The sequence below is a fragment of the Actinocorallia sp. A-T 12471 genome (assembly GCF_033875155.1).
Taxonomy (GTDB): domain Bacteria; phylum Actinomycetota; class Actinomycetes; order Streptosporangiales; family Streptosporangiaceae; genus Actinocorallia.
In genome coordinates this window covers 153,463-167,167 of record NZ_JAWZTE010000012.1, presented here as the reverse complement: position 1 = coordinate 167,167, position 13,705 = coordinate 153,463, and the positions used below count along the sequence as shown (strand labels likewise).

The window sequence follows — 13,705 nt, the reverse complement described above, 5'->3', positions numbered from 1 at the left end:
CCTCAGCGGAGGTTGGCGGAGTCGTTGGCCCGGTAGGCGGTCCAGCTGCGGCGCAGGCGGTCGGCCTGGCCCCGGGTGAACTCGGTCATGCAGGCGTCGTGGCTGTAGTCCATGTAGTTGTGGACGGGGTCGAGGCCCGGGGTGGTGCAGGTGTCCTTGCCGGTCGGGCAGCCCTCCGACGCGGTCGCCTGGTCGGGCGTGTCGGCGACGCCGTCGCCGGGCGGGGTGCAGCCGTTCTCGAACGTGTGGAACAGGCCGAGCCAGTGGCCGACCTCGTGCACCGCGGTGAAGCCGAGGTCGTAGTTGGCGTAGGTGCCGCGCGGCATGCTGCGGTGGTCGATGACGACCCCGTCGAGCGTGGGCTTGTCCTTGGCGGTCTGCGGGAACGTGGCGTAGCCGAGGACGGCCTGGCCGACGTCGGCGCTGTACAGGTTGAGGGTGCCCGCGCCGCCCTTGCGCAGCTGCGGCTTGTAGGCGTTCTCGTGGCCGATCGGGTCGCGGAACCATGCGGCGTTGACCGTCGTGTCGGTGGAGGCGAGCCGGAACCTGAACCCGGTGTCGACGCCGCCGCGCGTGCCGCCGTAGGCGTCGTTGAGGACCCGGATCTGGGCGTTGACCGTCGCGGCGCTCGGCCGTCCGGTGCCGCTGGCGTCGGGCGCGAGGATGTGGAACGCGACCGGGACCGTCACTTTGGCCGAGGCAGGACGGTTCGGGCGGCGCAGGAACGGCTCGCGGAAGGCGAGGTCGGCGAGCATCCGCCGCACCTCGGCCGGGGTCGGGTTCAGGGCGTCGCGGGCGCGCGCGGGCGCACCGGGCAGCGGCACGACGCAGTCCTCGGCGGCCGGCGGATCGGCCGGACGCCCCCCGGCGGGGGACGCGTGAAGCGCGCCCCCGGTCAGTGCCGTCACCGTGACCACTGCCGCCAGGCGCCGCCGCATCCGTCCCCCGAACCGTGAGCTGATTGGCCGTCCAGCCTACCGGTCGGGGGACGCTGCGTGTCGGGAGGACTACTCTTCGTTGTTGCCGCCGCCGGGGGCCATGCCCTCGTAGATCTCCTTGCACTCGGGGCAGACCGGGAACTTCTTCGGGTCGCGGTTGGGCACCCAGACCTTGCCGCACAGCGCGATGACCGGGGTGCCGGTCAGCGCGCTCTCGGTGATCTTGGCCTTCTTGACGTAGTGCGCGAAGCGTTCGTGGTCGCCGTCACCGTGCGAGAGGTCCGGGCGGACATCGGCATCCGGCTTGATCATGGTCCCGGTGCCGCCCTGGCCCGGAGTGAAAGTCGGCTCGCTCATGCGTTCAGTTTAGGGCGGGATCGTCGGGGAAGGTCGCGAGGAAGGCCAGCTCCCCGCCCTGCCTGCGCAGCACGCTGCGCCACAGCTCCTTCGGCTCGGTCGAGAACACGTCGGCGGTCTGCCCGGAGACCACGAGCCAGGCGTCCTCCTCGATCTCCGCGCGCAGCTGGTCCCTGGCCCATCCGGCATACCCGGCGAACACCCGGAATTCGGCGGCGCAGTCGGCGAGCAGCGCGGGCGGACTGTCCAGGTCGACCAGGCCGACGCGCGCCACGGCGGGGATGCCCTCAAGGGGCCGCCAGCCGAGCGGCTCCCCGGTGCCCGGCACGTGCGCGAGCGCGAGGGCGCTGTCGAGCGCGACGGGCCCGCCCTGGAAGACCACGTCGAGTCCCGCGACGCCGTTCCCCTCGGCGAGCCGCGCCCACGGCGGCAGGATGCGGCTCACCGCGACCTCTGTCGGCCGATTGAGGACGACGCCGACGGTGCCCTCCTCGGGACCGTGGTCCACCACGAGCACCACGCTGCGGCGGAAGTTCGGGTCCTCCAGCATCGGGGTGGCCACGAGCAGTCGGCCGGGCCGGATGTCGTCCTCCATGGCCTCCATCATCTCTTGTCCCACAAGTCCGGGACACGCCGGTCCAGCAGTGGGCACACCAAGCGGCCCCCTGATTCCGGGCGTAAGCCTCACAATGGGGGGTAAAGAAACGATCAACTGATGCCTAGGGGAGGCCCGGGGATGCAGCCGGTCAGGGCGATCATTGCGGCGATCTTCATCGTGATCGGGGCCTTGATCGTGATCCCCGCGTTCTTGACGGACAACGACACGTCGAACGCGTCGGGCACGCCGTCGCCCAGCGTGTCGGAGACCGACCCGTCCGCGCAGCCGACGGGGACCGGAACGCCCACCGGGACTTCCACGAAGAGTCCGACGAAGACGCCCACGAAGGAGCCTGAGCCGACGAAGACGCCGACGCCCTCGGCGACCCCGTCGGCGTCGCAGCCGCCCGCTTCGCAGCCTCCCGCGACGCAACCGGCCACGCAGCCTCCGGCGACGCCGAAGCCGTCGCCGAGCCAGACCAAGCCGCCCGCCGCGCCGCCCGCCGTCCCCGGGGCCGGGCTGACCGTGGCGTTCGGCAAGATCGACTGCCCGTCGAAGGAGATCACCGTCCGGGTGACCAACGACGGCGCGGACAGCCAGGGGTACTCGATCACCCGTAACGGCAGCGTCGTGCTCGCCGACCGGCTGGGCGCGGCGGCGTCGCGGAGCAGCGAGATCGCGCTGGCCGAGGACAAGAACGTGATCGTGCGGGTCACCCAGGACGGCGAGACCGTCAAGAGCCGGACCTACAAGCTGAACTGTGTGAAGGGCGGCGCGGCTCCGGCGTCGGAGAAGCCCGAGCGGCTGCCCGAGACGGGTTCGGGCACCGGCACGCTCGTCGCGCGGCTGGCGACGGGCGCGGCGTCGATCATCACCGGCGCGATCATCCTGTGGTGGGGCGGGTTGTGGCCGCGTCGCCGGGAGGGAATGTTCGGTTCCTCCGATCGCGGGTAGGCGACCGGTTGTGATCGTTCGGTCACAGTCCGGGGGAGGTCGCGGTGTTCGGGGAACTGCTGCTCGCCCTGGTCGGAGACGGCCCGGGAAGCTCGCTTCAGGTGACGATCGGCGAGGTCGCGTGCCCGGACAGGGTCGTCGACGTCGCCGTGGTCAACCCCGCCGGGGCCGACGCGTTCTATGAGCTGCGGGCCGACGACAGGGTGCTGCGCACCGAGTTCATCGCGGCCGGGAGCAGGCTCGACAGCCGGGTGTTCCTGACCGACGACGGGGTCCCGCTGCGCATCACCGTCCGGGACGGCCAGGGCGTCGAGGTCGGCGCTGCGGTCCGGACCGCGCAGTGCGGCGAGGCGGCGGCCCCGGGAGCCGAGCAGGCGTCCGGCCAGGCCCCTCAGGAGCCAGCAGAGGGCGCGACACCCCCCACCGAGGCCCAGGACAAGGGCGCGGCCCCCGACGCCGCCGCACCGCAGGAAGAGCCCCCCGGAGCAGGCACCCCCGACAAGGACGAGGGCGCGGCGGAGGGAGAGCCCCCAAGCAAGGCCGAAGGCGAGGGCGCGGGCGGGGGCAAGGGAAAGCCCCCGATGGACGAGTTGCCCTATACCGGCCACGAGACCGCGGCCCTGGGCCGCACAGGCGGCGCCGTCCTCCTCACCGGAGGAATCCTCCTCTGGTACGGCAGGCTATGGCCGCGCGCAGGAACCCGCCCCTGCACCCCCGGCACCCCCCGCAGACGCGACGCGCGAGCATAAGGGCCGGGCGGCGGGCGGGGAGGTTTTGGGGTAAACCGGGGGGTGGGGTGAGATCTCGCACGCTGGAAGTGGGCCCGCGTTGTCGGTGGGGGTCGGTAGCCTCTCTGGATCGTGAGTACCTTTGCCGCCTCAAGCATGCCCCCCGCCTACCCCGAGAGGGCCGCGTGGGGCACCGCGGGGTCGCTGCGCGCCTGGCAGCAGCAGGCGTTGGAGCTCTACTTCCGCGAAGGCCCGCGCGACTTCCTCGCCGTGGCTACCCCCGGCGCGGGCAAGACGACCTTCGCGCTGCGCCTTGCCCGTGAGCTGATCGACCGCAGGGTCATCCAGGGCATCACCGTCGTCTGCCCGACCGAGCACCTGAAGCGCCAGTGGGCGGAGTCGGCGGCGCGCGTCGGCATCAAGATCGACCCCGAGTTCACCAACGCGCAGGGCAAGACCGCCAAGGACTTCCAGGGCGTCGCCGTCACCTACGCGACCGTCGCGGCCCGGCCCGCGCTGCACCGCAACCGGACCGAGGCGCGCAAGACGCTGATCATCATGGACGAGGTCCACCACGCGGGCGACGGCCTGTCGTGGGGCGACGCGGTGCGCGAGGCGTTCGAGCCGGCCTCGCGGCGGCTCGCCCTGTCGGGCACCCCGTTCCGCACGGACATCAACCCGATCCCGTTCGTGGAGTACGAGGAGGGCCCCGACGGCATCCGCCGCAGCCGCGCCGACTACACCTACGGCTACGGTCCCGCGCTGGCCGACGGCGTCGTCAGGCCGGTGATGTTCATGGCGTACGCGGGGGAGATGCGCTGGCGCACCCGCGCGGGCGACGAGATCGCCGCGTCGCTCGGCCAGCCGATGACCCAGGACCAGGTGGCCCAGGCGTGGCGGGCCGCGCTCGACCCGAAGGGCGACTGGATCCGTCAGGTGATCGCGGCGGCCGACAAGCGGCTCACCGAGATCCGCAAGGGCATGCCGGACGCGGGCGCGATGGTGATCGCCTCCGACCACGAGTCGGCCCGCGCCTACGCGAAGATGATCCGCGGCATCTCCGGCCAGGGCGCGACGATCGTGCTGTCGGACGACCCGAACGCGAGCAAGAAGATCAAGCAGTTCGCCGAGTCCGAGGACAGGTGGCTGTGCGCGGTCCGGATGGTGTCGGAGGGCGTCGACATTCCGCGCCTCGCCGTCGGCGTCTATGCCACGTCGACGGCGACGCCGCTGTTCTTCGCGCAGGCGATCGGGCGTTTCGTCCGGGCGCGCAAGCGCGGCGAGACCGCGTCGGTGTTCCTGCCGAGCGTGCCGACCCTGATGGGGCACGCGGCCGAGATGGAGACCGAGCGCGACCACGTCCTCGACCGCAAGCAGCGCGAGGGCGACGGGCTCGACGACGAGGCCCTCGAGCAGGCCAACCGCAAGAACGACGGCGCCGACCTGTCGGAGGAGATCCCGTTCGAGACGATGGAGGCCAGCGCCACCTTCGACCGTGTGCTGTTCGACGGCGGCGAGTTCGGGCTCGGCGGCGAGATCGGCTCCGAGGAGGAACAGGACTTCCTCGGCATTCCGGGCCTGCTCGAACCCGATCAGGTCACCGCGCTGCTGCGGCAGCGTCAGGCCGAGCAGCTCGCCGCGCAGCGCAAGAAGGGCGGCGACGCGGCAGCCCCGAAGGAGACGACCGCGTCGGAGGACCTGCACGCGCTGCGCACCGAGCTGAACGGCCTCGTCGGCGCGTGGAGCCACCGCACCGGCAAGCCGCACGGCGTCGTGCACACCGAGCTGCGCCAGGCGTGCGGCGGCCCGGCCGTCCCGCAGGCGAGCGCCGCCGAGATCAAGCGCAGGATCGACAAGATCCGCGAGTGGGCCTCACGCCGCGCCTGACCCGCGCGCCCGCCGCCGCGCGAGCGCGAACGCGAGCCCGACGAAGCCGAGCAGCACGGCGAGGCCCGCCCACGGCGGCAGCGGCAGATAGCCGTTCGCGGGGGTGTACAGAGCTGTCACCTGCGGGTAAGCCGTGACGCTCTGCTGCGCCGCCATCCCCGCGGCCGGGGTGAGCCGCAGCATCCAGTCGGCGACGGCGTCGGGCAGCACCCCGGCGACGGCGAGCAAATACGGCACGGGCAACAGCGCGACGCCCACGGCAGCCCCCCGCCACCGGCCGCCCAACAGCATGGCGAGACACCCCCCGAACACCGCAGCAGCCGCACAAACCACCCCGACTCCGGCAACAACCCGCACCTCGGTCCCCACCGGCACCGCCCCGAGCGCCACCCCGCTCCCGGCCAGCAGCGCGGGCCCCGCCCACACGGCGACCCCCGCCCCGACCACCCCCACCACAAACCCGACGACCCCGACAACCGACACCCGAGCCACGACGCCCGCGCCCGTGCGGCCGCCCGCGACGGCGTCGTAAGCGGTCTCCGCGTCTCCCGTCGCGCCTGCGGTGGCGTCGGTTGTGCGCGAGTGGGGGCGGATGAAGGAGGCGGCGAGGGCGATGAGGAGGGTGAGGGTGAGCGGGCCGCCCAGGAGGAGGGATTCGAGGCGGCGGGCGGGGAGGGAGGGAACGGGGGCTATGTCGCCCGAGCCGGAGATCTTGAGGGTCGTGGGGGTTTCCAGGAGGCCGGGCGGGTTGTGGTGGCGCTCCCAGTCGGTGCGGTTGCCGTCGTCGCCGACCAGGGTTGACGCCCAGGCGGGGGTGAGGTCGCCGACGGGGGTGACGGCGTCGAAGGCGCCGACGGCCTGGGTGAAGCGGACCTGGCTTGTGGAGGGGCCGAAGCCGCTCTCCACGACGGTCAGGTCGCCGGGGGAGGCGGCGAAGACGCCGATGGGGACGTCGGTCGGCAGGCCGGGCAGGCGGGCTGAGCCGACGGGGTGCCAGGAGACGCCGTCGGCGGACTCCTCGCCGGTGACGACGTCGCCCTCGCGGGTGAGCCGGAGCCAGCGCGCCTGGTCCGAGCGGGTGGGGCTGCCCGCCTCGTCGCCGCTGAAGCCGTGCTGGAACCTGACGCCGTGGTCGCCGGTCAGCAGCACCGCCGCGTAGTCCGCGCCCGGCTCGAGCGACGCCTTCACCAGCAGCCCGGTCTTCGCCCACGGGACGAGCCCGGTGACGAGCCTGTCGTGATTCGGGGGCGGGTAGGTGATCGTCCCGGTGAAGGACGCGAGCCGGGCCGTCAGGGACCCGTCGCCGTGCAGGGTGCGGTGGGCGAAGGCGAAGGAGTCGGTCACCGAGCTGCCGTCGGGGCCGCGTGGAGCCTGCGGGCACGGCGTCTCGACCTCCCCTTCGGAGCAGACCGAGCGGTCGGTCCAGGCGAGCGCGGGGCCGAGAAAGGCGGTGAGCGCAAGCGCGCACACGAGCGCGACGACGTAGCCGCGCTTCCGGAACAGCGCCGAGAACGCGTCCCGTAGACGGCCCGTGAAGGCCGTGGGTTCGGTTGAGGTCATGGACGGCTTTCTACGGAGCCGCCCATGACACCGCCGGAACGGAGGCCGTCATGCCCGTGTTAGGCGGCACCGGGCATCCTTGGGGGAACCGATGAGCAGGGGGTGCTGATGCGGGCGCTGTCCGACCGGCCGGTTCTGGGGCGTTTCACTCTCCTGTACGGGCTGCTCTTCTTCGCCTCGGGGGCGGTGCTCCTGGCCGTCGTGAACGCCGTGGCGCTCGGCACGTCGCCGCGGGTGGAGAGCGAGCCCGTGCCGTCGATGCCGACCGCGCGGCCGCTCGAAGAAGCCGCGCTGCTGCGGGAGCGGCTGGCCGAGGCGGGGGCGGATCAGCACCGGGCGCTGCTGCTCGGCTCGCTCGTCGCGCTCGGGCTGCTCGCGCTGGTGTCGGTGCTGCTCGGCAGGGTCGCGGCGGGCCGCGCGCTGGCCCCGCTGCGCGCGATCACCGCGGCGACCCGCAGGGTGTCGGCGGACACGCTGCACGAGCGGCTCGCGGTCACCGGGCCGCGCGACGAGGTCAAGGAGCTCGCCGACACCATCGACGGCCTGCTCGCCCGGCTCGAGGAGGCGTTCGCGGCACAGCGCAGGTTCGTCGCCGACGCCTCGCACGAGCTGCGCACCCCGTTGACGACGATCCGCGCGACCCTCGACGTGGCGTCGGCCAAGCCCGCGGTCTCCGAACAGACCCTCGCCCTCGCCGGACGCGTCCGCGCCGAACTCGACAGCACCGACGACCTCCTCAACGGCCTCCTCGTCCTCGCCCAGGCCCAACACCGCGCCCTGGAAGCCCCCGCACAGACCGACCTCGCGACGGAAGCCGCCCGCTCCCTCGCCGCCCGCGCCCCCGCCCTTGACGCCCACACCCTCACCACCTCCCTCGACCCGGCCCCGGCCCGAGGCGACACGGCCCTCCTGGCAAGGCTCGTGGACAACCTCATCGACAACGCCGCGACCCACACCCCGCAAGGCGGCACGATCCGCGTCACTACGGCCCAAGAAGCCGGGATATCCCGCCTCACCGTAGAAACCGACGGCCCCCACCTCACGCAGTCCGAGGTGGACACCCTCGCCCGCCCCTTCCGCCGCCTAGGCCCCGCCCGCACCGGCCCCGGCTCGGGCCTCGGCCTGGCCATCGTCTCCGCCGTGGCCACCGCCCACGGCGGCACCCTCACCCTCACTCCCCGCCCCGAAGGCGGCCTCCACACCACCGTCACCCTCCCCTCGGGAGAAACACCGTGACGGCCCGCGAGCTGACCCCGCGCCCGGCACGGCGGCCTGCGCGTGGCCGCAGGGCTGGAGGCCCGGTGAGGGCCCGTGAGCGAGGCGGCCTGCGCGTGGTTGTGGGGGAGGCGCGGTGAGGGTGCTTGTGGTTGAGGACGCGCGGACGCTCGCTGACGTGGTCGCCGAGGGGCTGCGGGATCAGGGCATGGCCGTGGATGTCGCGTACGACGGGCTGGAAGGGGCGGAGAAGATCGGCGTCCATCGTTATGACGTCGTCGTGCTCGACCGGGACCTGCCTGGCCTGCACGGTGACGTGCTGTGCCGCATGGCCGCCGCCGCGCCCGACCCGCCGATGGTCCTCATGCTGACCGCCTCGGGCGGGCCAGGCGACGTCGTCCAGGGCCTGTCGCTGGGCGCGGACGACTACCTGGCGAAGCCGTTCCACTTCCCCGAACTCGTCCTGCGGGTCAGGGCGCTCGCGCGGCGGCGGCCGGGCGCGCGCCCGAGGGTGCTGCGCGCGGCGGGGATCGAGCTCGACCCGCTGGCCAGGACCGTCGTGCGCGACGGCGTGCCGGTGGAGCTGTCGGTGAAGGAGTTCGCGGTCCTCGCCGCGCTGCTCGCCGCCTCACCCGGCTTCCTCAGCGCCCAGGACCTCCTGGAACGCGTCTGGGACGAGCACGCCGACCCGTTCACCAACACCGTCGCGGTCACCGTCGGACGGCTGCGCCGCAAACTCGGCGCGCCGCCCGTCATCACCACGACCCCCGGCGTCGGCTACCGGATCGCCCCCTAGCGGACGATGGGCTCCCCGGTAAGGGTGACGCCCTCAGTACGCAGCAGTTCAAGCGCGCGCTCGGTCGTGTCGGCCGCCACCCCCGCCGTCAGGTCGAGCAGGACCGTCGTGGCCAGGCCCGCGCGGGCGGCGTCCTCGGCGGTCGCCCGTACACAGTGGTCGGTGGCGATCCCGACGACGTCGACCTCGGTGACGCCGCGTGCGGCGAGCCAGTCGCCGAGCGGCGTGCCGTCGTCGGCCGCGCCCTCGAACCCGCTGTAGGCGGCCGAGGTCCTGCCCTTGGAGAACACCGCCTCGACGGGCCCGAGCGCGAGCGCCGGGTGGAAGTCGGCCCCCGGCGTCCCGATGACGCAGTGCGCGGGCCAGGTCGCGACGTAGTCGGGCCGCTCGGCGAAGTGGTCGCCCGGGTCATGGTGGAAGTCGCGGGTCGCGACGATGTGCGCGTAGTCGCCCGGGTGGGCGGCGACGTGCGCGGAGATCGCGGCGGCGACCTCCGCGCCGCCGTTCACCGCGAGGGACCCGCCCTCGCAGAAGTCGTTCTGCACGTCGACGATGATCAGAGCGCGGGACATGGGAGCTCTCCCCTCGGCTTGCTGCGTTACGCGAAGAGTGTGGGCAGGGCGGGGTCGCCCTTGGACAGGTGCAGCGCGTGCGCGGGCAGCTCGGCCAGCGCGCGGCGGTGGCGCTCGCGCGCCTCGGTGAGCGGTTCCCGCCCGACGGTCTCGCCGTCCCGCACGAGCGGCACCTGGAGGGGCCGGTCGTCGGGGGTCAGCCCGTCCTCGGTCACGGTGACGAGCTCGGCCTCGGCGACGCCCCCGGAGAACCTGCGGTGCGCGTGCTTGCGCCCGCCCCGGCTCGGCTTGCCCGGCGACGCCTTCGCGACCGGGCTCAGCTCCCCGGAGGAGTCCTCACGCGCGACGAGCTTGTAGACCATCGACGCCGTCGGCGCGCCCGAGCCCGTCACCAGGGAGGTGCCGACGCCGTAGCCGTCGCAGGGCGCGGCGGCCAGGGCGGCGATGGAGTACTCGTCGAGGTCCCCGGTGACGACCACGCGGGTGCCGGTCGCGCCGAGCGCGTCGAGCTGGGCGCGCACCTCCTCGGCGACGACCCGCAGGTCGCCGCTGTCGATCCGGACCGCGCCGAGCTCGGGCCCGGCCAGCTCGACGGCCAGCCGGACGGCCTCCGGCACGTCGTAGGTGTCCACGAGAAGTGTCGTACCCGGTCCGGCGGCGGCGAGCTGCGCGGCGAAGGCCGTCCGCTCGTCGTCGTGCAGGAGCGTGAACGCGTGCGCGGCGGTCCCGGCCGTCGGCACCCCGTACGTGCGCCCGGCCTCGAGGTTCGACGTCGTCGCGAACCCGCACAGGTACGCGGCCCGCGCGGCGGCGACGGCGGCCGCCTCATGGGTGCGCCGCGACCCCATCTCGATCAGCGGCCGGTCGCCCGCCGCGTGCGCCATCCGCGACGCCGCCGCCGCGATCGCGCAGTCGTGGTTGAAGACCGACAGCGCGAGCGTCTCCAGCATGACGGCCTCGGCGAACGACCCCTCGACGCGCAGAATGGGCGATTCGGGGAAGTACACGTCGCCCTCGGCGTAGCCCCACACGTCGCCGGTGAACCTGAAGTCGGCGAGCCAGGCGGCGGTGGCGTCGTCCACGACGCCGTGTTCGGCGAGGAACGCGAGCTCGTCGTCGCCGAACGTGAACCGTTCCAAAGCGTCGAGGAACCTTCCGGTGCCCGCGACGACGCCGTAACGCCGCCCGCGCGGCAGCCGTCGCGCGAACACCTCGAAGACCGACCGCCGCGCCGCCGTCCCGTCGCGCAGGGCGGCCTGGAGCATGGTCAGTTCATAATGATCGGTGAGCAGCGCCGTGCCCACGCCAGGTCCGACGTTCACACCGGCAGCGTAACGGGCAGGGTCTCCGAGGCCGCGCGCCCGGTAGGTTCGTAGGTGATGGAGGGAGGAGTATCCGATGAGCACCGCGCCCGCCGAACTGCACAGACCGGACGTGGACGAGGACGTCAGCCCGGATCTGCCGTGGCTGACCATCGTCTGGAATGATCCGATCAACCTGATGTCATATGTGACCTACGTCTTCCAGACGGTCTTCGGATACGCCAAGGAGAAGGCGGAGAAGCTCATGATGGACGTGCACCACAAGGGCCGTGCCGTGGTGGACTCCGGCACCCGCGAGGAGATGGAGCGCAACGTCGAGGTGCTGCACTCCTACGGCCTGTGGGCGACAGTGAAGCGGGACGACTAGTGCCCGGCGGATTCCGGCGGCACCGCGACGGCGGCCTGTCCCTGCGGCTCGAGCCCGTCGAGGGCCAAGTGATCGAGAACCTGCTCGGCCAGCTCACCCGGCTTTATGACGACCTGCCTAAGGGCGATCCCGGCCTCGCCGAACTCGGCATCTCCGAGAGCACCGAGGCCCCCGACGACCCCGTCCTGGCCCGGCTGTTCCCCGACGGCTACCGCGACGACGACAAGGCGTCCGGCGAGTTCCGCCGCTACACCGAGGCGTCCTTGCGCGACGGCAAGGAACGCGACGCGTCGATCGTCCTGAAGTGCCTCGCCCAGGGCCCCGACGTGCGGCTCGACGAGGAGCAGGCCCAGGCTTGGCTCAGGGCGCTCAACGACCTCCGCCTGGCCATCGGCACCCGCCTCGACATCACCGAGGACGGCCACGAACGCTTCGCCGACCTGGAGTTCGACGACCCCGTCTACGCGATGTACGTCACCTACGACTGGCTGACCCAGCTCCAGGACAGCCTCGTCCAGTGCCTCTTCCAGCGCTGAGCGGCGGACGTTCCGGGCGAGGGGGCCGCGCGACGCGTGGGTAATATGCGGCACATGCTGACCGTTACCCGCGAGATCGTCGACAAGATCGTGGCGCACGCCCGCGCCGACCACCCCGACGAGGCGTGCGGCGTGGTGGCGGGACCGCTGGGCTCCGACCGTCCCGAGCGGTTCGTGCCGATGGAGAACGCCGAGCGGTCGCCGACCTTCTACCGGTTCGACTCCCTCGAGCAGCTGAAGGTGTGGCGGGAGATGGACGACAGGGACGAGGAGCCCGTCGTGATCTACCACTCGCACACCGCCACCGAGGCGTACCCCTCGCGCACCGACGTCTCGTACGCGGCGGAACCCAACGCCCACTACGTTCTGGTGTCGACCCGGGAAGAAGATGACACCGAATTTCGTTCCTACCGGATCGTGGACGGCGTCATCACCGAGGAAGAGGTCCGGATCGTCGATGTTTACGCGGCTGGGTAAACTCGTCGTCATGGTCCAGAGCTTCCTGTTCGCCCACTCGCGTGCCGAGGTCGTCTACGACTGTCGGTGAGTGTTCTTCCCCGGCTTCCGTCATACGACTTTTGTGAATGGAGATCACCGAGATGGCGATCGAGGTCCGGATCCCCACGATCCTGCGGAACCTCACCGGCGGCGCGAAGGCCGTCGAGGGCAAGGGCGCGACCCTGGACGAGCTGTTCACCGACCTGGACGCCGCCCACCCGGGCCTGCGCGCCCGGCTGGTGGACGAGAAGGGCCTGCGGCGGTTCGTGAACGTCTACCTGAACGACGAGGACGTGCGCTTCCTCGGCGGGCTGACCACCGAGGTCTCCGACGGCGACACGGTCACCGTGCTCCCCGCCGTCGCCGGCGGCTGACCGTGCGTTACGAGTCGCTGATCGACGCGCTGGGCCACACCCCGCTGGTGGGCCTGCCGCGTCTTTCGCCCACGCCCGAGGTGCGGATCTGGGCGAAGCTCGAAGACCGCAACCCGACCGGCTCCATCAAGGACCGGCCGGCGCTGTGGATGGTCGAGCAGGCCGAGAAGGACGGGCGGCTCACGCCCGGCTGCACGATCCTCGAGCCGACCTCGGGCAACACGGGCATCTCCCTGGCGATGGCCGCGAAGCTCAAGGGCTACAAGATCATCTGTGTGATGCCGGAGAACACCTCGTCCGAGCGGCGGCAGCTGCTGCGCATGTGGGGGGCGGAGATCATCTCCTCCCCGGCGGCGGGCGGCTCCAACGAGGCGGTCCGCGTCGCCAAGGGCCTGGCGGCCGAGCACCCGGACTGGGTGATGCTCTACCAGTACGGGAACGAGGCCAACGCCCGCGCCCACTACGAGACCACGGGCCCTGAGCTGCTTGAGGACCTGCCGACGATCACGCACTTCGTCGCGGGCCTCGGCACCACCGGGACCCTGATGGGCACCGGGCGCTTCCTGCGCGAGCACGTCCCCGACGTCAAGATCGTCGCGGCCGAGCCGCGGTACGGCGAACTCGTCTACGGGCTGCGGAACGTGGACGAGGGCTTCGTGCCCGAGCTCTACGACCCGACCGTGCTGACCACGCGCTTCTCCGTCGGCTCGCACGACGCGCTGCGGCGCACGCGTGAGCTGCTGGAGAGCGAGGGGATCTTCGCGGGGATCTCCACCGGCGCGGTCCTGCACGCCGCCCTCGGCATGGCGGCCAAGGCCGTCAAGGCGGGGGAGCGCGCGGACATCGCCTTCGTGGTGGCCGACGGCGGCTGGAAGTACCTGTCCACCGGCGCTTACGAGGGCACCCTCGAAGAGGCCGAGGCCCGTATCGACGGGCAACTCTGGGCTTGATTCACTTCTGGGCTTGATCTTTCGGACCATGGACCCGCCGAGCGTGACGCCCG

At 72.3% G+C, this 13,705-nt stretch carries 17 protein-coding genes; 10 read left to right on the top strand and 7 right to left on the bottom strand.

What is annotated here, in order from left to right; translation table 11 throughout:
• Positions 1-2: 2 nt before the first annotated feature.
• From R9X44_RS28250 to R9X44_RS28235, 4 genes are all read right to left on the bottom strand, one after another.
• Positions 3-938 (bottom strand): zinc metalloprotease, encoded by a 936-nt coding sequence (locus R9X44_RS28250; RefSeq protein ID WP_319817347.1) that lies wholly within the window; start codon positions 936-938, stop codon positions 3-5.
• Between the two features lie 69 nt (positions 939-1,007).
• Positions 1,008-1,250 (bottom strand): DUF3039 domain-containing protein, encoded by a 243-nt coding sequence (locus R9X44_RS28245; protein ID WP_413774997.1) that lies wholly within the window; start codon positions 1,248-1,250, stop codon positions 1,008-1,010.
• 49 nt (positions 1,251-1,299) lie between these two features.
• The gene (locus R9X44_RS28240) at positions 1,300-1,890 is read right to left on the bottom strand and encodes a YqgE/AlgH family protein (RefSeq protein WP_319817345.1); all 591 of its coding nucleotides are present in this window, start codon (positions 1,888-1,890) and stop codon (positions 1,300-1,302) included.
• 113 nt (positions 1,891-2,003) lie between these two features.
• A complete protein-coding gene (locus R9X44_RS28235) occupies positions 2,004-2,432 on the bottom strand; it encodes a hypothetical protein (protein ID WP_319817344.1) in 429 nt (142 codons plus the stop codon).
• Here R9X44_RS28235 and R9X44_RS28230 point away from each other — a divergent pair.
• From R9X44_RS28230 to R9X44_RS28220, 3 genes are all read left to right on the top strand, one after another.
• Positions 2,419-2,847 (top strand): hypothetical protein, encoded by a 429-nt coding sequence (locus R9X44_RS28230; protein ID WP_319817343.1) that lies wholly within the window; start codon positions 2,419-2,421, stop codon positions 2,845-2,847. The two genes, R9X44_RS28235 and R9X44_RS28230, sit on opposite strands and share 14 nt — an antisense overlap.
• 44 nt (positions 2,848-2,891) lie before the next feature.
• A complete protein-coding gene (locus tag R9X44_RS28225) occupies positions 2,892-3,596 on the top strand; it encodes a hypothetical protein (protein WP_319817342.1) in 705 nt (234 codons plus the stop codon).
• 135 nt (positions 3,597-3,731) lie between these two features.
• The gene (locus R9X44_RS28220) at positions 3,732-5,462 is read left to right on the top strand and encodes a DEAD/DEAH box helicase (protein ID WP_319817470.1); all 1,731 of its coding nucleotides are present in this window, start codon (positions 3,732-3,734) and stop codon (positions 5,460-5,462) included.
• On the opposite strand, the gene R9X44_RS28215 is transcribed toward R9X44_RS28220, so the two are convergent.
• Positions 5,448-7,022, bottom strand: coding sequence for a hypothetical protein (locus R9X44_RS28215; RefSeq protein ID WP_319817341.1), 1,575 nt, complete (start codon positions 7,020-7,022; stop codon positions 5,448-5,450). The genes R9X44_RS28220 and R9X44_RS28215 overlap by 15 nt on opposite strands.
• Before the next feature lie 108 nt (positions 7,023-7,130).
• Between R9X44_RS28215 and R9X44_RS28210 the strand changes: the two genes are divergently transcribed.
• Both R9X44_RS28210 and R9X44_RS28205 read left to right on the top strand, forming a co-directional pair.
• Positions 7,131-8,258, top strand: a complete 1,128-nt coding sequence (locus tag R9X44_RS28210) for a HAMP domain-containing sensor histidine kinase (RefSeq protein WP_319817340.1) — start codon at positions 7,131-7,133, stop codon at positions 8,256-8,258.
• 115 nt (positions 8,259-8,373) lie between these two features.
• A complete protein-coding gene (locus R9X44_RS28205; RefSeq protein ID WP_319817339.1) occupies positions 8,374-9,033 on the top strand; it encodes a response regulator transcription factor in 660 nt (219 codons plus the stop codon).
• Here the strand turns inward: R9X44_RS28205 and R9X44_RS28200 are convergent.
• On the bottom strand, positions 9,030-9,605 hold the full coding sequence (locus R9X44_RS28200; protein ID WP_319817338.1) for an isochorismatase family protein: 576 nt from the start codon (positions 9,603-9,605) through the stop codon (positions 9,030-9,032). The two genes, R9X44_RS28205 and R9X44_RS28200, sit on opposite strands and share 4 nt — an antisense overlap.
• A gap of 26 nt (positions 9,606-9,631) precedes the next feature.
• On the bottom strand, positions 9,632-10,870 hold the full coding sequence (locus R9X44_RS28195; protein WP_413774996.1) for a nicotinate phosphoribosyltransferase: 1,239 nt from the start codon (positions 10,868-10,870) through the stop codon (positions 9,632-9,634).
• A gap of 133 nt (positions 10,871-11,003) precedes the next feature.
• On the opposite strand from R9X44_RS28195, the gene clpS reads away from it, so the two are divergent.
• The 5 genes from clpS (at position 11,004) to R9X44_RS28170 (ending at position 13,652) form a co-directional block, all read left to right on the top strand.
• On the top strand, positions 11,004-11,294 hold the full coding sequence (gene clpS, locus R9X44_RS28190; protein WP_319817336.1) for an ATP-dependent Clp protease adapter ClpS: 291 nt from the start codon (positions 11,004-11,006) through the stop codon (positions 11,292-11,294).
• A complete protein-coding gene (locus R9X44_RS28185) occupies positions 11,294-11,830 on the top strand; it encodes a DUF2017 domain-containing protein (protein ID WP_319817335.1) in 537 nt (178 codons plus the stop codon). The genes clpS and R9X44_RS28185 overlap by 1 nt, the downstream gene beginning before the upstream one ends.
• Before the next feature lie 54 nt (positions 11,831-11,884).
• Positions 11,885-12,307 (top strand): M67 family metallopeptidase, encoded by a 423-nt coding sequence (locus tag R9X44_RS28180; RefSeq protein WP_319817334.1) that lies wholly within the window; start codon positions 11,885-11,887, stop codon positions 12,305-12,307.
• 122 nt (positions 12,308-12,429) lie between these two features.
• Positions 12,430-12,702: a MoaD/ThiS family protein gene (locus tag R9X44_RS28175; protein ID WP_319817469.1), complete on the top strand. Its 273-nt coding sequence runs from the start codon at positions 12,430-12,432 to the stop codon at positions 12,700-12,702.
• 2 nt (positions 12,703-12,704) lie between these two features.
• Entirely contained in the window at positions 12,705-13,652 is a 948-nt protein-coding gene (locus R9X44_RS28170) for a cysteine synthase (RefSeq protein ID WP_319817333.1), read from the top strand.
• The last annotated feature ends 53 nt before the right edge of the window (positions 13,653-13,705 follow it).